The following is a 14,675-nucleotide window of genomic DNA, read 5'->3' on the forward strand; positions in this document are numbered from 1 at the left end:
GGCCCGGCTCGTCGCGTACGCGGAGCCGGTCACGGAGCAGCCCCAGGGCGCCGCGTCCTGACCCGGCCGAGGGGGGGGGGGGGGGGGGGGCCCCCCCCCCCCCCCCCACGACGTGTGGGTGGGCGGCGGCCGCCGCGGGAACCGTGGCCCCTCCGCTAGCTTTCGATGATCAGGGCGTGGAACAGCCGTCGGAGTTCGTTGACGGTGAGCGGAATCAGGCTGTCCTGGCTGGTGGTGTTGGTTGTTGCCGCAGCGGCAAGGAACGCGTGAGCGGCGATGACGAGGCGGCCTGGAACGATTCCACGGGCTTCCTGGGTGCTCCGGAATTCTCATCTGTTGATCCGTCGTGCTCGCGGTTGGTGCCGCCTCTGGTGCCGGCCGCCGCCCCCACCCCGGCACCGACAACGTCGCCGGCTACCTCCGGGGCGGGGGCGCGGTTCGGCCGACCGGGTGTACGGCGACGACAGGCCGCCGGAACCGGGCCGATTGCCTGCGGTGGGCGGTGGGTGGGTATTGCCTCCGCTACTCCGGGTGGCACTCCGGCCCCTGCTGAGCCTGCGTGTCGCTGTTTGTGGGCCTCTTGCGTCACCGTCCACGTTAGGTGAATGGCGTCGAGGGGGACGTTGTCATCCCCTTTTAGGGGAGTCGTCCGTAGTGGAGCTTGCCGCTGATGGAGGTGCCTGCGAGACTGCCCATGCGTGTTACGGGAACGTTGCGCGGGTGAATCTTTGGCGAGGAAGAAGGAAGTATGAGAGTTGGAAGTTTCAAACGAGTCATTGCCAGGTTGGCAGTGGTAATGGTGGCGATCGGTGCCCCGGCAATGGTCACGGCGACGCCCGCCCAGGCCCAGTACGTCCCGGTCAACGCCTGGGGGAAGCTCTACAATGAGACCTCGATCGGCCATTCTCTGTATAGCGTAAATCCAAATTATTATATCTTTATGTCGTCCATCACTCCGCGGCAATCTTGGATCATCAAGGACAACGCGCCCAACGGGCATACTATTTTCCACGCTGCGGGCTGCCTGGACAGCAACGCTGCGGGAAGCGTCTACATTTTGGGTTGCAACAACGGCGATTATCAGCGGTGGCACTTCTATGCGATGCCTGGAACGAGCAACCACTGGCAGATCGAAAACAAGGCCACCGGCCTTTGCCTGAGTGTAAATCCTGGCGAAGTTCTGGCTGCCCGCTATTGTGAAGATAAGCCTGCTAATCGCTGGTTTGTTATTAGCTGAGCTGGGTCCTCGGTAGATGTCGGGTTCGCGCCTGGTGCTCGCGAGGCGCCAGGCGCGTAACCGCAAGGAGATCGGTGGTGTGGCCCGCGCCTGCTCGCTGTCGGGCCTGGGTCGGGGGCGGCACTTGCGTGACCACGAAGCCGATTGCGGAAAATTCCGTGCCACTCCTGTTCGGAGGGTTCATGCTTCGGGTCGTCGATAGCGGAATCTGACCAGTCGTAGGTGTCTTTGCGAGGCCGTGCCTAATGGTGCGGTAGGTGCGCCGCCGCCGAGGCGTTCGGCCCGGGACGGCCCGGCGGCCCATGCCTGGTAGGCCTCTTCGTTCTTTCATGTCGTCGTGTGGACGAAGTAGCGCGTGTCGCCGGCCATGGGGCGCAGCAGCTCGAAGCCGAAGAAGCCGGGGCGCCGTCCACCGCGCCGGCCCGGGCGGTGAACCACCCCTCCAGATCCTCGCCCGCGCCGTCCGGGACGTCGATTGCGATGATTTTGGGTGGCGAAGCGCCGCCCCAGTTCCTCGCCCGCGTACCCGGACCACTCCTGTCGGGTGTCGGTGTCGCGGCTGTCGACCGCGAACCGATGCTCGTGCGATGTCGCGGTGGGGGCGAGCGCCGGCCTGGGCGACCTGGCCGTGGTCGGCCGCGCGGGCAAGGACTACAGGGGGCAGCGCCAGGCCTGCTGAGCCGCACTGGGGTGTCTTTCGTCGGCGCAGGGCGTGGCTGTCGGGGTCAGCCCGGTAACCATCGTTTGCGTCGGCGGGGGTGCACCGGTCGTCCCGTCGCTCGCGTTCGGGACATCCGAAGAGGGATATGGCCGTATTTGGATGGGCGATGCGATGCTTCCCGTCGTGCGTGCGACGACGACCCGGCACCTGGGATGAGGAGCGCGCCGGATAGGTGGAGGAAATATGAGAGTTAGGTTCAGGGGAGTCGCCGCGCGGGCGGCACTGGTGCTGGTGGCACTCGCCGCCCCGCTGGTGGTAACGGGGGCACCCGCCCAGGCGCAGTATGTCTCTGTCTATAAGCCAGGGCCCCGGCAAAGTCGTCAGGTGATGCCGAGTAGTGCCAGCGGACGGGTGCTGTCGCGGGCGTGATGCCGGTTGGCGGCGGCGATGTTGGTGGTCCCGGTCAGGCGCAGGGCGCCGATGGCGGCGTTGCGTAGTGCGGCCATGACTTCGGGTCCGGTGCCGGTGCGGATCTGGGATCGGTCCTCGTCGTAGGTGACGTCGCGAACCCAGTGGACCTTGTTTTCAATCGACCAGTGGCCGCGGATCCACGTCGCCAGTTGTGCCGGTTTCGCCTGGTGCACGAGCAGGTCGGTGATGGCGTAGATGGTCTCGGTGGTGAAGCGTTTCGGCTGGTCGAGGCGGCGTCTGCGGCGGCGGATCTGGATGGCTTGGGCGGCGTGGGGGAAGTGGATGCCGGTGGAGATCGTCAGGATCTTGCAGCTGCGGATCTCGCGGCGGCCGTGTCCGCGGTCGGTGTCGCGGGTGGCGTCGGGGACTGCCCGCCAGGGCAGTGCGGTGAGCTGGGCGTGCAGGTGGGGCTGGTTGCCTTTGACGGTCAGGATCCAGTGTGCGCCGCGCTCGGCGAGGTAGGTGACGTGCTCGCGTTGGCAGTGCAGGGCATCGGCGGTGATCACGGTGTCGTGGAGGTCGCTGATCTGGTCGAGTAGCGGCGCGAAGCGGGTGATCTCGTTGGTCTTGCCGTCAACGTCGATGCTGGCCAGGACCACACCGGTGACCTGGTCGCAGGCGGTCATCACGTGCCGGGCCGGGGTGCCGGTGGTGCGGGAGCCGCGCAGGGCCTTGCCGTCGACGGCGATCGCCCGCGGGGTCGTCGAGGTTGTGGCGGTGGCCCGGCCGGCGAGCCAGACACCGATCGCCGCGGTCAGTAGCTGCGGGTCCATGGCCTGCAATAGCCGACGGATCACCGCCTCCGACGGGCGCCGGTCGGGAGCCATGCCCAGGGCGAGAGCCGTAGCTGCCGGAACGTCAGCGACCCATTCGGCGATAGCGGCGTACGAGCGGTAGCCGGAGACCACAGCGCACACGGCCGCGGTGACCACGACGGTCAGTCGGTGCCGGACACCTCGCCGGGCCCGTGGATCAGGCAGACCAGCGAGCGCCGCGGGCAGCCCACCAGCGGTTTCCGGCACGGTCAGATCCGGTGCGCAGGACAGGGACGAGATCAGCGATGATGGCAGCGCGGGCATGACTCACTTCGAACGATCAGCATGGCGTAGGAACCTTGATGATCTTCCGAACAGGTCATGCCCGTCTTGCTACCACCAGCAGCGGCGCTTCTACTCCAAGCCCCACAAGTCAGACACCGTCACGACTTTGCCGGGGCCCTGGTCTATAAGCAGGGAACCTCATTCCGGAACCTCGGAGTGGCGGGTAACATCTTCATTCCGCCCAACAACAACGTCCAGTACGAATCCGTGTATGGCACTTCGTGGTCCATTACGGACAAGCCGCCGAACGGGCTGTCGGTTCCGCCTGAAAACTGGCTCTGGCACACATTTTGTGAGTCGCGCTCGTCGGTAGTTCGGGTTGGGTGCCCGGATGGAGATCATTAAGGCGTTGCTGCCGCATCTGGTGGGCCTGCGGTTGGAAGCGGTGGTGGTCCGGGGCGTTGGGGTCAGGATTGACGCGGCGACACGGACGATGCGGGCACCATGCGGGGCCTGCGGCACCTGGTCGACCAGGACGCATGGTCGCTATGTGCGGCGGCTGGCGGATGTCAGGTTGGGTGGCCATGAGGTGCTGGTCGCGTTGACGGTCCGTCGGTTCACCTGCGCCAACGCCGAATGCGGCCGGCGGACGTTCGTCGAGCAGGTTCCCGGCCTGACCAGACGGCATGCCCGTCACACGGTTCTCGCGGCAGGTGACTTGCAAGCCGTCGCGGTGGCGTTGGGCGGTCGACCGGGCGCCCGACTGGCCCTTCGGTTGGCGGTGTCGGTGTCGCGGATGACGTTGATCCGGATGATCCGGCGGATGCCCGAACCGCCGCCGGTGACACCGTCGGTGCTGGGCGTGGATGACTTCGCCCGCCGTCGTGGGCACCGCTACGCCACCGTGCTACTCGACATGCACACACGCCAGCCAATCGACGTCCTGCCCGACCGCACCGCCGACACTCTCGCCGCCTGGCTGCGCGAGCATCCCGGAGTCCAGATCATCTGCCGGGATCGTGGTGGCAGCTATGCCGAAGGCGCACGCAAGGGGGCACCTGAGGCGATCCAGGTCGCCGACCGGTGGCACCTGCTGAAGAACCTCAGCGACACCGTCGAGAAGGTCATTCGCGGGCACCGCCGATGCCTACGGGAGCACACTGATCCGACACCTGCCCTGGCAGCGCCGGTCACGGAGGAGCTGGTTAGGACGGGCCGTCGGGCGGCGAATACCCGCCAACGCCACGCGGCCGTGCACGCCCTGCGCGCCGAAGGACTGTCGATCAGCGCAACTGCCCGCCGCCTCGACATGAACGTCAGGACCGCCCGCAAATACGCCCACGCCGCCACGGCCGAGGCGTTGATCGGCCCGAACGCCAGCAGCACACCCAGCATCCTCGCCCCGTTCCACTCCTACCTGCGGCAACGCCTCACCGACGGTGTCCATCAGACCGCCGACCTGCACGCTGAAATCGTCGCTCGCGGCTACCAGGGCAGCCTGCGCGTGCTGCGGGACTGGCTCGCCACCAACCGCACCCGGCCCACCCCCATGACGCTCCGGGTGCCGTCGGCCCGGCGGATCACCGCATGGATCATGCGCCCCGGACAAAAACTCACCGACGATGACCACAGCCAGCTCGCTGACGCCCGCGGCCGGTGCCCCGACCTCGACGCCATCGCGGACCTCGCCCGCGGGTTCGCCGCCCTGGTCCGCCACCAGGGCACCGCTCGACACCTCGACACCTGGATCGACCGCGCCCGCCACGCCGGATATCCCGAAATCCGCGGCTTCGCCGCAGGCCTCGCCAACGACCGCGACGCCGTCGTCGCCGGCCTCACCCAACCCTGGAGCTCAGGACCGGTCGAGGGGCAGGTCAACCGCATCAAAACCATCAAACGACAGATGTATGGCCGCGCGGACCTCGACCTCCTCCGCAAACGCGTCCTCGCCACCCCATGAGCCGTCGCCAAGATCAATCACAGAATGTGTGCCAGAGCCAGGATTGGGGCGGCGTTGACACGGGCATGAGATCAAGGCCCAGGGGGTTTGCCTGGACAGCAACTTCGCCGGCAATGTCTATGTAGGGGGATGCAACGGCGGCGCCTACCAGCGGTGGCACATGAATAAAATTGGCCCTGCCTTGTATAACGTTATCAACGTGGCAACCGGCCGTTGTCTGGACGCAGGCGCGAATTGGGATGTCTACACCCTGCCCTGCAACGGCGGCAACTACCAGAAGTGGCAAATCTTTTAGTCGTTGATAGTCGGTCACGGGCCTGGCGTGCGAGGAACGACGTCAGGCCCGTGACCGACACAGACGGCTGGGTAGCCCGTGTCACCCGGCTGGCTTGCCGATCCGGGTCAGGGTCGGGGCGGCACCTGTAGGACCACGTCGAACTCCAGCAGGCTCGCGCCGGGGGCCACCGGCCGCGGCTGCTCGCCGCCCTCGCCACCGCCGGCGTGCGCGGCCCGGGACGGCCCGGCCGCCCACGCCTGGAAGTCCTCCTCGGTCTCCCACTTCGTGTAGACGAAGTAGCGCGTGTCGCCGGCCACCGGGCGCAGCAGCTCGAAGCCGAGGAAGCCGGGGGAGCCTTCCACCGCGCCGGCCCGGGCGGCGAACCGCTTCTCCAGCTCCTCGCCCGCGCCGTCGTCGGGCGGGGTGTGGTTGCGTCGCCCGTTCGGGAAGTCCGCCGTCCTACGGCGGTCATTTTTTGTTTTCGGTCGAAAGTTCTGTGTGCCCTGTGTGGGTGTGCCCTGCACGGTCCCGGAACGACGGTCGGCAAGGCCGGCGGGTCAGGGGCAGGGGCGAGGGCCGACCGGCCGGGTGTGCGGCGAGGACAGGCCGCCGGGGCCGGGGCCGATTGCCTGCGGTGGCCGGTGGGCGGGTGAATCACGCCGACAACGGGATCGCTTCCGCTGCTCCGGGTGACACTCGCGGCCTCTGCTGAGCTTGCGTGTCGCTGTTTGTGGGCTAATTGCATCACTGTCCACGTTGAGCGAATGGCGTCGAGGGGGACGTTGTCATCCCCTCTTAGGGGAGTCGTCCGCAGTGGAGCTTGCCGCTGATGAAGGTGCCTGCGAGACTGTCCGTGCGTGTTACGGGAACGTTGCGCGCGTGAATCTGTCGCAAGGAAGAAGGACGAGAATATGAGAGTTGGAAGTTTCAAACGTATCATTGCCAGGTTGGCAGTGGTCATGGTGGCGATCGGTGCCCCGGCGATGGTCACGGCGACGCCCGCCCAGGCGGTGTACGTATCCGTGAAAGCAGGCGGACAATTGAGGAATTTTGCTGTTCCGAGTGTAGGGCTGCTCCGGACGGGCTCGCAGCCCGTGCCGCCGAACACCCAGTCCATCTCGATGGGGTCGCCTCCCTTTAGCTGGGCCATCTACGACGGACCGCCGAGGGGCCACGAGATCTATTTCAATAACCTGGTGGGCAATTCTAGTTGCATGGACAGCAACGCTGCCGGGCAGCTTTACTGGATGAACTGCAACAACGGCGCTTACCAGCGGTGGCACTTCAACCTGATCGATTGGAGGGTCGATCCGGTTACCGGAAAGGTGTTCAACGCCTACGAGATCATCAATACGGCCACCGGGCGCTGTCTGGATGGCAACGGCCAGCTCGCGTACACCGGGGGCTGCAACAAGGGGCTCTACCAGCGGTGGTTCATCCGCTGATCGGCGAGCAGGGATAGCTGTGGCCGCAGTCGTCGGTCGCGGCCTGGTGCGCGGGGGAGATGCGCCAGGCCGCGACCGACGACGCGTGGGTGGGCGGCGGCCGCCGCCTACTGCGGGAACCGTGGCCCTCCGCTAGGAGCGCGTGGGCAGTTGAGTCGCCGACCCGGATCAGGGTCGGGGCGGCACCTGTAGGACCACGTCGAACTCCAGCAGGCTCGCGCCGGAGGCCACCGGCCGCCGCTGCTCGCCGCCCTCGCCACCGCCGGCGTGCGCGGCCCGGGACGGCCCGGCCGCCCACGCCTGGAAGTCCTCCTCGGTCTCCCACTTCGTGTAGACGAAGTAGCGCGTGTCGCCGGCCACCGGGCGCAGCAGCTCGAAGCCGAGGAAGCCGGGGGAGCCCTCCACCGCGCCGGCCCGCGCGGCGAACCGCTTCTCCAGCTCCTCGCCCGCGCCGTCGGGGACATCGATTGCGTTGATCTTCACGATTGCCATGGCTCCACCCTAGCGACGGCACCTGGGCTCAGGATGACTCGACCGTCGGGGCCAGGTCGGCGTCGACCACGATCGGGGCGTGGTCCGAGGGGCCCTTGCCCTTGCGGGCCTCTCGGTCCACGTACGCGGCGCGCACCGCGTCGGCGAACTGCGCGGACGCGTACACCAGGTCGATTCTCATGCCCTTGTTCTGGTGGAACATCCCGGCCCGGTAGTCCCAGTACGTGTACGGGTGCGGGCCCTTCATCGCCGTCGGCACCACGTCGCGCAGCCCGAGGTCGCGCAGCGCCGCGAGGGCGGCCCGCTCGGCGGGGGTGACGTGGGTGGAGGTGACGAAGAGCGCCGGGTCCCAGACGTCGGCGTCGGTGGGGGCCACGTTGAAGTCGCCGCAGACGGCCAGCGGCAGCCCGCCGGCCAGCTCAGCTTCCAGGGCGTCGCGCAGCCCGGCGAACCAGGCCAACTTGTACGCGTAGTGCGGGTCGTCGACGGCCCGGCCGTTGGGCACGTACACCGACCAGACCCGCAGCCCGGCGCAGGTGGCCGAGATGGCGCGGGCCTCCGGGGCGGGGAAGCCCGGCTCGTCGGGGAAGCCGACGGTCACGTCGGCCAGCCCGACCCGGGACAGGATCGCCACCCCGTTCCACCGGCCGTCGCTGTGGCTGGCCACCGTGTAGCCCAGCTCGCCCACCTCGGCGACCGGGAACGCCCCGTCGGGGCACTTGGTCTCCTGAAGGCAGACGACGTCGGGGCCGGTGGCGGCCAGCCACTCGAGCAGCCGGGGCAGGCGGGCCTTCACCGAGTTCACGTTCCACGTCGCCAGGCGCATGGCTCCACCCTGCCGCATCCCCGCCCCGGCCACCCGCTCAGTTCCCCGGGGTGTCGCCCGGTCGGCCCTGCTCGGCCAGGAACCGTTCCAGCTCAGCGCCGAGCTCGTCGGCGGTGGGCAGGGGACCGGCCTCGGCGGCCAGCAGGCTCTTCTCGCCCCGGCCCCGGGCGAACGCGTCGTACTGCTCCTCGAGGGCCGCGACGAGGGCGGCGGCGTCCTCGGTCTGGGCCACCTGCCGGTCGATCTCGACCCGCACCACCTCGGCGGCGGTGCCCAGCGCGTCGCGGGGCAGCAGCAGCCCGGTGCTGCGGGACACCGAGGAGAGCAGCACCTCGGCGGCGGCCGGGTACTCGGTCTGGGCGACGTAGTGCGGCACGTGCGCGGCGAAGCCGACCGCGTCGCGCCCTGCCTCGCCGAGGCGGAACTCGAGCAGTTGCCCGACGCTGCCGGGGACCTGGACGCGTTGCAGCCACGGCTCGTGGCCGGCGATCAGCTCGGGCCGGGTGGCGTGCGCGGTCACCCCGGCCGGCCGGGTGTGCGGCACGGCCATCGGGATCGAGTTGAGCCCGACGGTGAGCCGGACGTCGAGCCGGGCGGCGAGCCCGGTGACGGCGGCCACGAAGCGCTCCCACTGCAGATCCGGCTCGGGGCCGGTGAGCAGCAGGAAGGGCGTCTCGTCGTCGTCGCGCAGCAGGTGCAGCTCCAGCTTCGGCGCCTCGTAGCCCTCCCAGTGGTCCTCGACGAAGGTCATCGGCGGTCGCCGGGACCGGTAGTCGTAGAGCTGGTCGACGTCGAAGCGGGCGATCGGGCGCGCGTCGAGGGAGGTGAAGAGCTGCTCACGGGCCAGCCGGGTGGCGCTGCCGGCGTCGACGAAGCCGGTGAGGGCCTGGATGAGGACCGGCTGCCCGAGTTCGGGCAGCTCGTCGGAGAGCTCGTAGAGCTCGTGTGGGTCGAGCACCGGTGCGGACCTCCCTGGAATGTGCTGACGGGGCGCCGTGTCGCGCACGGCCCCCGCTTCGAGGAACGTACCCGCCATCCTTGTGCATTCCTGCCTGCGTCGGAGGATCCGGCGGAAGGTCATGATCACAATTGGGTGAACCCCGTGGCCACCGCCCTCCACCGAACGGGTGACCCGGCGGGAGGGGCGGGGCGGGGCGAGGCCGTGGGGCCGATCCGGGGGGTTGTGGACCCGCTCGGCCCACGACGGCCCCCGACGGAGGTTGGTCCGGTCCGTCCGGCTCGTGCCCGTGTCGGCCCGTGGCTGCCGGGATGCCCGAGGGGAGGGGCGGGAAGTGTGGTGATGGCCACCCGAGGGGCCTGGCTTATCCGGATTTGCCCCGTCTAGCCTCGTCGAATGCGTGACGACGGCACCCTCGACGACCGACAGAGCCCGGACACGGCGGTTGGCCGTTCGGACGTTACCCCCTCGTCCGAACGGCCAGCTTCCCCCACCGCCGGTGGCACCCGCCCAGAATGCCAGCGGCGTCCCTCTCTCGGTGACGGCAGCGATACCCCGACACAACGCTCGACTAACCTCCTCGACCCCACCGATTCAGAAGTTCCCGACCCCGCCGACCCCGCCGGGCGGGAGTCGAGTGGCGACGCGGCGGTCCGGGCGACCCCGGCGCGCCGCCGGGGCCGGGCCGCGCTGGCGCTGGCCGCCGGCCTGACCTGCTGCCTCGGGCTGGCCGCGCTCGCCCAGACCCGGTCGGAGACCGGCGGCACCGAGCGGGCCGCCGCCGCGGCCGGCGGCGCCGACCTGGCGGCCCGGGCCGCCGCCGAGGCCGCCTCCCGCGCCCGCAACCGCACCCCGGCCGGCACCCCGTCCGCGTCCCCCACCGGCCCCACAGCCACCCCCAGCCCCTCCGCCACCACCGCCGCGCCGGCCGCGCCCCGCAAGCCGACCCAGCGTGCCCGGCCGGTCCGCTCCGCCGACCCCGCCCCGGTGGCGGGGCTGACCAGGACGCAGATGGCCAACGCGAAGGTGATCGTGCAGACCGGCCGGAAGATGGGCGTGCCCCGACGCGGGCTGGTCATCGCCGTGGCCACCGCGATGCAGGAGAGCAACCTCTACAACGTCGCCAGCGGCGTGCTGCCCGAGTCGCAGAACTACCCGCACCAGGGCGTCGGCTGGGACCACGACTCGTGCGGGCTGTTCCAGCAGCGGACCAGCAGCGGCTGGGGCGAGGTGGGCCAGCTGATGGACCCCGAGTTCGCCACCCGGCAGTTCCTCGCCGCGCTGGAGGAGATCCCGGGCTGGAAGGAGCTGCCGCTGGCCGTGGCGGCCCAGGCCGTGCAGGTCTCGGCGTACCCGGACCTCTACGCCCAGCACGAGGAGCGCGCAACCGAGGTGGTCGAGGCGTTCCTGCCCGCCACGTAGCGGTCGGTGGATCGGGCGCGGGAACCGATTGAGGGTTGCTCCGACGGGGTACACATGGTGCAGGCAACCCACAGGAGGACGTCATGTCAGCTCTGCTGCAGCGAATCACCCAGTTCCTCCGGTCCCCGAAGGGGCAACAGCTCGTCGACCGGGGCCGGCGCGAGATGGCCAAGCCGGCGAACCAGCAGAAGCTGAAGAAGGTGGCCTCCCGGCTGTCCACCCGACGCTGATCGCCGGCGTCGTCGTCCCGCACCCGCACCGACCCCGGGAGCTTTCGTGACCGACCCCGCCCCCGTCGACGGCCAGCCCGTCACCCCCGCGCCGGCACCGGCCGCGCGCCCGCCGGCCGTCCCGCCGGAGGCCGGCGGGCCCCGCCCGCCGGAGGTGGTCCCGCCGGTGCCGGACGCCCCGGAGACGCCGCCGGCCCGACTCTGGGACCGGATGCGGGAGGACCCGCAGTACGCCCCGGAGCACCTCGCCCTGGAGGCGGTGCGCCGCCTCGGACCCGAGGCGGCGCAGTGGGCGGCGCGGGCGCGGGCGGAGCGGCCGGCGGTGACCGCCGAGGAGTTGGCCGTGCAGGCGGCCCGCAAGTTCGTCGGCCTGGCCCGGCTCTCCGGCGCGGTCTCGGGCGCGGCCGGGCTCCCCGGCGCCGTGCTCGACGTCGGGGTGCTGGCCTGGACGCAGGCCCGGATGGTGCTGCACATCGCGGCGGCCCACGGGGTCGACCCGACGCACCCGGACCGGGCCACCGATCTGCTGGTGCTGCAGAAGGTGCACAAGGTGGCCGAGACCGCCCGGCTGGCGCTGGGGGTGGCGGCCGGCCGGGAACGGGCCGGCGCGCTCTTCGGCCGCAGCGGGCAACCCGCGCTGGGCAAGGTGATGGTGCGGCTGGGCATGCGGCTGGCCCAGATGGCCGGGGTGCGGGCGGCCAAGCGTCTCTTCGCCAAGGTCATCCCGGGCGCGGCGATCGTCCTCGGCACCTGGGCGAACTCGTCGGCCACCAAGGATCTCGCCGAGCGGTCCCGGCAGCTCTACGCCAGCACGGCCCCGCCCGGCAGCATTCCCCGACCCCGCACCTGAGCCCGGCTACCCGCGCCGAGCCGCCCGGCCGCCGGGCGGCTCGGCGTCGGCCGTTCGGCGTCAGTCGAAGCCGGCGGCCCGCCAGGTGGCGTCGGCCAGCCGGCTCTGCCCGGCGACGTTCGGGTGGAACCAGTCGAGCGCGTTGACCAGGGCCAGAGTGAACCGCACCCGGTGCACCGCCCCGCCGTCGTAGCGGCAGCGCGAGCCGTACGCCCGGCAGGCGGCCTTCAACTCGGCGTTGTAGGCGTCGATCCGGTCCCGGACCCGGGCCCGGCGGGCCACGTCGGCCGGGGCGGTCGAGGTCGCGTCGGCCAGCAGCGACGGGCAGATGCCCCGCCGCCAGGCCCGCACCGCCCGGGAGTCGGTGTGCCCGACCTCCCAGAGCCGGTGCAGGTCGGGGATGCTGACCACCAGCACCCGCGCCTTCGGACGCCCCTTGCGCACCACCCGCAGGCCCTTGTCGACCTGGCTGCGGAAGGTCGCCGTGGGGGTCATCTCGTCGACGTCGTCGCGGCACGCGTCGTTGGCTCCGATCAGCACCGTGACGTAGTCGGCGCGGTCGCGTACCGCCGCCTCGGCCTGCCCGGCCAGCGCGGCGGCCCGCGCGCCGGGCACCGCGTGGTTGCGCCCCTTGCCGCGCAGCTTCGGGTTGCGGTCGAGCAACCGCTGGTAGTGGCTGTCCACCCGCAGCCCGTCCCCGGTCGACCATGAGTTGCGCTCGCACGAGTTGAGCATCAGGCAGGAGCCGAAGCCGGCGGTGATCGAGTCGCCGAGCGCCGCCATCACGGCGGGCGTGCCGGGCACGGGCGGTCCGCCCGTCGGCCGGGGGTCGGCGCTGCCGTCGCTCTCGCAGGCGAGCGCGACCAGGGCGAGCAGGCAGGCGACGGAGGCCACCCAGCGTCGAGGCATGATTCCCCAGTCCCGCGGCGGAGTGCGACAGCGCGGTAACCCTACGCGGAGCGCCGGGGCGCACGGTGGTCACGAGTCGGATTTCCGGCAGTAGGGACGCCGGGCCACGTCGATGTGGTAGAGGGCGTCGGTGACCCGGCGGTGCCGGCCGGACCGGTTAACCGCGCCGATCGGGGGTAGGTCGAGGAGATGACGAAATCGCAGCCCCGGCGGGCCCGCGGGACGGTGGGCCACGCCTACAGCGCGCTCAATCTCCGCCTCGTGCTCGCCGCGTTCGGGCTGGTGACCATGGCGGTCTTCGCCGTGCTGGCGTTCCGGGCCGACCTGGTGTGGCTGGGCGTGCTCTGCGCGCTCTTCGCCGTCGTCGCCGTGGTCGACCTGGTCGTCATCGGGCGTCGCCGCGCCGCGCGCCGCCGGGAGGAGCCGGGCGCGCGACACTCGCTGTTCGAGTGAGACGAGGAGTACGAGATGCCCATCGCCACCACCAACCCCGCCACCGGGCAGCTGCTCAAGTCGTACGACCCGATGTCGGCCGAGCAGGTCGACGCCGCGATCGAACGGGCGGACCTGGCCTTCGCGGACCTGCGCCGCACCACGATCGACCAGCGGGGGCGGTGGCTGAACGCCGCCGCCGACCTGCTCGACGCCGAGCGCGACGAGACCGCCCGGCTGATGACCACCGAGATGGGCAAGACGTACGCCGCCGCCCAGGCCGAGGTGACCAAGTGCGCCGCCGCGTGCCGCTTCTACGCCGCCAACGCCGAGCGGATGCTCGCCGACGAACCAGCCGACGCGCCCGCCGTCAAGGCCGTACGCGCCCTGGTCCGGTACCAGCCGCTCGGGCCGGTGCTGGCGGTGATGCCGTGGAACTTCCCGCTCTGGCAGGTCATGCGCTTCGCCGCCCCGGCCCTGATGGCCGGCAACACCGGCCTGCTCAAGCACGCCTCCAACGTGCCGCAGACCGCCCTGTACCTGGAGGGGCTGTTCCGCCGCGCCGGCTTCCCCGAGGGCGCGTTCACCACCCTGCTGGTCGGCTCGGACGCCGTCGACGGCATCCTCAGCGACCGCCGGGTCCGCGCCGCCACCCTCACCGGCAGCGAGGGCGCCGGCCGCTCCATCGCCCAGATCGCCGGTCGGGAGCTGAAGAAGGTCGTGCTGGAACTGGGCGGCAGCGACCCGTTCGTGGTGATGCCCTCGGCCGACCTGGAGCGGGCCGCCGAAGTCGCCACCACCGCCCGCTGCCAGAACAACGGGCAGTCCTGCATCGCCGCGAAGCGCTTCATCGTGCACGCCGACGTCTTCGACGCCTTCGCCGAGCGCTTCGCCGCGAACCTGGCCGCGCTGCGCGTCGGCGACCCGATGGACGCCGACACCGACGTCGGCCCGCTGGCCAGCTCCGGCGGCCGCGACGAGGTGCATGCCCAGGTGCGCGACGCGGTCGAGCGGGGCGCGACCGTGCTCTGCGGCGGCGAGCTGCCGGCCGGCGACGGCTGGTACTACCCGCCGACGCTGGTCACCGACCTGACCCCGCAGATGCGGATGTGGTCCGAGGAGGTCTTCGGCCCGGTCGCCGGGCTGTACCGGGTCTCCTCCTACGCCGAGGCGATCGAGGTGGCCAACGGCACCGCCTTCGGCCTGGGCGCCAACGCCTGGACCACCGACCCCGACGAGCAGGAGCGCTTCGCCACCGACCTGGACGCCGGGAACGTCTTCGTCAACGGGATGACCACGTCCTTCCCCGAGCTGCCCTTCGGCGGGGTGAAGAATTCCGGGTACGGCCGGGAGCTCTCCGCGCTGGGCATGCGGGAGTTCTGCAACATCAAGACGGTCTGGGTGGGGCGGGGCGAGGCGTCGGCCGGGGCGGGCGCGCACGCCGAGTAGCGCGGTTGACCGGACG

15 protein-coding genes are annotated in these 14,675 nt (G+C 70.7%); 9 read left to right on the top strand and 6 right to left on the bottom strand.

Annotated features, from left to right (window positions below; translation table 11 throughout):
- Window positions 1-748 precede the first annotated feature (748 nt).
- Window positions 749-1,237: an RICIN domain-containing protein gene (locus ACLQ2V_RS19460; RefSeq protein ID WP_425719946.1), complete on the top strand. Its 489-nt coding sequence runs from the start codon at window positions 749-751 to the stop codon at window positions 1,235-1,237.
- Window positions 1,238-2,278: 1,041 nt separating this feature from the next.
- On the opposite strand, the gene ACLQ2V_RS19465 is transcribed toward ACLQ2V_RS19460, so the two are convergent.
- Window positions 2,279-3,448, bottom strand: a complete 1,170-nt coding sequence (locus ACLQ2V_RS19465) for an ISAs1 family transposase (RefSeq protein ID WP_425719947.1) — start codon at window positions 3,446-3,448, stop codon at window positions 2,279-2,281.
- A 352-nt stretch (window positions 3,449-3,800) separates the two neighbouring features.
- Here ACLQ2V_RS19465 and ACLQ2V_RS19470 point away from each other — a divergent pair, with 352 nt between their 5' ends.
- Both ACLQ2V_RS19470 and ACLQ2V_RS19475 read left to right on the top strand, forming a co-directional pair.
- On the top strand, window positions 3,801-5,369 hold the full coding sequence (locus tag ACLQ2V_RS19470; protein WP_425719948.1) for an ISL3 family transposase: 1,569 nt from the start codon (window positions 3,801-3,803) through the stop codon (window positions 5,367-5,369).
- Between the two features lie 70 nt (window positions 5,370-5,439).
- A complete protein-coding gene (locus ACLQ2V_RS19475) occupies window positions 5,440-5,664 on the top strand; it encodes an RICIN domain-containing protein (protein ID WP_425720118.1) in 225 nt (74 codons plus the stop codon).
- Window positions 5,665-5,771: 107 nt separating this feature from the next.
- Here the strand turns inward: ACLQ2V_RS19475 and ACLQ2V_RS19480 are convergent, their stop codons facing one another.
- A complete protein-coding gene (locus ACLQ2V_RS19480; RefSeq protein ID WP_425719949.1) occupies window positions 5,772-6,170 on the bottom strand; it encodes an antibiotic biosynthesis monooxygenase family protein in 399 nt (132 codons plus the stop codon).
- A 423-nt stretch (window positions 6,171-6,593) separates the two neighbouring features.
- On the opposite strand from ACLQ2V_RS19480, the gene ACLQ2V_RS19485 reads away from it, so the two are divergent.
- A complete protein-coding gene (locus ACLQ2V_RS19485; RefSeq protein ID WP_425719950.1) occupies window positions 6,594-7,091 on the top strand; it encodes an RICIN domain-containing protein in 498 nt (165 codons plus the stop codon).
- A gap of 168 nt (window positions 7,092-7,259) precedes the next feature.
- Here the strand turns inward: ACLQ2V_RS19485 and ACLQ2V_RS19490 are convergent, their stop codons facing one another.
- The 3 genes from ACLQ2V_RS19490 to ACLQ2V_RS19500 are packed head-to-tail and all read right to left on the bottom strand — an operon-like array spanning window position 7,260 to window position 9,367.
- Window positions 7,260-7,583: an antibiotic biosynthesis monooxygenase family protein gene (locus ACLQ2V_RS19490; protein ID WP_425719951.1), complete on the bottom strand. Its 324-nt coding sequence runs from the start codon at window positions 7,581-7,583 to the stop codon at window positions 7,260-7,262.
- A gap of 28 nt (window positions 7,584-7,611) precedes the next feature.
- Window positions 7,612-8,409, bottom strand: a complete 798-nt coding sequence (locus ACLQ2V_RS19495; protein ID WP_425719952.1) for an exodeoxyribonuclease III — start codon at window positions 8,407-8,409, stop codon at window positions 7,612-7,614.
- A 37-nt stretch (window positions 8,410-8,446) separates the two neighbouring features.
- Window positions 8,447-9,367 carry a proteasome assembly chaperone family protein gene (locus ACLQ2V_RS19500; RefSeq protein ID WP_425719953.1) on the bottom strand — a complete coding sequence of 307 codons (921 nt, stop codon included), beginning with the start codon at window positions 9,365-9,367 and terminating at the stop codon, window positions 8,447-8,449.
- 396 nt (window positions 9,368-9,763) lie between these two features.
- Between ACLQ2V_RS19500 and ACLQ2V_RS19505 the strand changes: the two genes are divergently transcribed.
- The 3 genes from ACLQ2V_RS19505 to ACLQ2V_RS19515 all read left to right on the top strand — a co-directional run bounded on the left by ACLQ2V_RS19505 (window position 9,764) and on the right by ACLQ2V_RS19515 (window position 11,869).
- On the top strand, window positions 9,764-10,789 hold the full coding sequence (locus tag ACLQ2V_RS19505) for a peptidase M23 (RefSeq protein WP_425719954.1): 1,026 nt from the start codon (window positions 9,764-9,766) through the stop codon (window positions 10,787-10,789).
- Between the two features lie 83 nt (window positions 10,790-10,872).
- The gene (locus tag ACLQ2V_RS19510) at window positions 10,873-11,019 is read left to right on the top strand and encodes a hypothetical protein (RefSeq protein ID WP_425719955.1); all 147 of its coding nucleotides are present in this window, start codon (window positions 10,873-10,875) and stop codon (window positions 11,017-11,019) included.
- 46 nt (window positions 11,020-11,065) lie between these two features.
- Window positions 11,066-11,869, top strand: a complete 804-nt coding sequence (locus ACLQ2V_RS19515; protein WP_425719956.1) for an EcsC family protein — start codon at window positions 11,066-11,068, stop codon at window positions 11,867-11,869.
- 60 nt (window positions 11,870-11,929) lie between these two features.
- Here ACLQ2V_RS19515 and ACLQ2V_RS19520 read toward each other — a convergent pair whose 3' ends face one another.
- Entirely contained in the window at window positions 11,930-12,778 is an 849-nt protein-coding gene (locus tag ACLQ2V_RS19520; RefSeq protein WP_425719957.1) for a GDSL-type esterase/lipase family protein, read from the bottom strand.
- Between the two features lie 189 nt (window positions 12,779-12,967).
- Here ACLQ2V_RS19520 and ACLQ2V_RS19525 point away from each other — a divergent pair, with 189 nt between their 5' ends.
- Both ACLQ2V_RS19525 and ACLQ2V_RS19530 read left to right on the top strand, forming a co-directional pair.
- Window positions 12,968-13,231, top strand: a complete 264-nt coding sequence (locus ACLQ2V_RS19525; RefSeq protein ID WP_425719958.1) for a DUF6343 family protein — start codon at window positions 12,968-12,970, stop codon at window positions 13,229-13,231.
- Between the two features lie 15 nt (window positions 13,232-13,246).
- The gene (locus ACLQ2V_RS19530; protein ID WP_425719959.1) at window positions 13,247-14,659 is read left to right on the top strand and encodes an NADP-dependent succinic semialdehyde dehydrogenase; all 1,413 of its coding nucleotides are present in this window, start codon (window positions 13,247-13,249) and stop codon (window positions 14,657-14,659) included.
- The last annotated feature ends 16 nt before the right edge of the window (window positions 14,660-14,675 follow it).

This window comes from Micromonospora sp. DT233 (assembly GCF_049841815.1).
GTDB lineage: Bacteria > Actinomycetota > Actinomycetes > Mycobacteriales > Micromonosporaceae > Micromonospora.

What these genes read in the sequence shown, in the direction of transcription:
- ACLQ2V_RS19490 (WP_425719951.1), bottom strand. Translation starts at nt 7,583, where the DNA reads ATGGCAATCGTGAAGATCAACGCAATCGATGTCCCCGACGGCGCGGGC.
- ACLQ2V_RS19525 (WP_425719958.1), top strand. Translation starts at nt 12,968, where the DNA reads ATGACGAAATCGCAGCCCCGGCGGGCCCGCGGGACGGTGGGCCACGCC.
- ACLQ2V_RS19465 (WP_425719947.1), bottom strand. Translation starts at nt 3,448, where the DNA reads ATGCCCGCGCTGCCATCATCGCTGATCTCGTCCCTGTCCTGCGCACCG.
- ACLQ2V_RS19505 (WP_425719954.1), top strand. Translation starts at nt 9,764, where the DNA reads ATGCGTGACGACGGCACCCTCGACGACCGACAGAGCCCGGACACGGCG.
- ACLQ2V_RS19510 (WP_425719955.1), top strand. Translation starts at nt 10,873, where the DNA reads ATGTCAGCTCTGCTGCAGCGAATCACCCAGTTCCTCCGGTCCCCGAAG.
- ACLQ2V_RS19495 (WP_425719952.1), bottom strand. Translation starts at nt 8,409, where the DNA reads ATGCGCCTGGCGACGTGGAACGTGAACTCGGTGAAGGCCCGCCTGCCC.
- ACLQ2V_RS19470 (WP_425719948.1), top strand. Translation starts at nt 3,801, where the DNA reads ATGGAGATCATTAAGGCGTTGCTGCCGCATCTGGTGGGCCTGCGGTTG.
- ACLQ2V_RS19520 (WP_425719957.1), bottom strand. Translation starts at nt 12,778, where the DNA reads ATGCCTCGACGCTGGGTGGCCTCCGTCGCCTGCCTGCTCGCCCTGGTC.
- ACLQ2V_RS19530 (WP_425719959.1), top strand. Translation starts at nt 13,247, where the DNA reads ATGCCCATCGCCACCACCAACCCCGCCACCGGGCAGCTGCTCAAGTCG.
- ACLQ2V_RS19460 (WP_425719946.1), top strand. Translation starts at nt 749, where the DNA reads ATGAGAGTTGGAAGTTTCAAACGAGTCATTGCCAGGTTGGCAGTGGTA.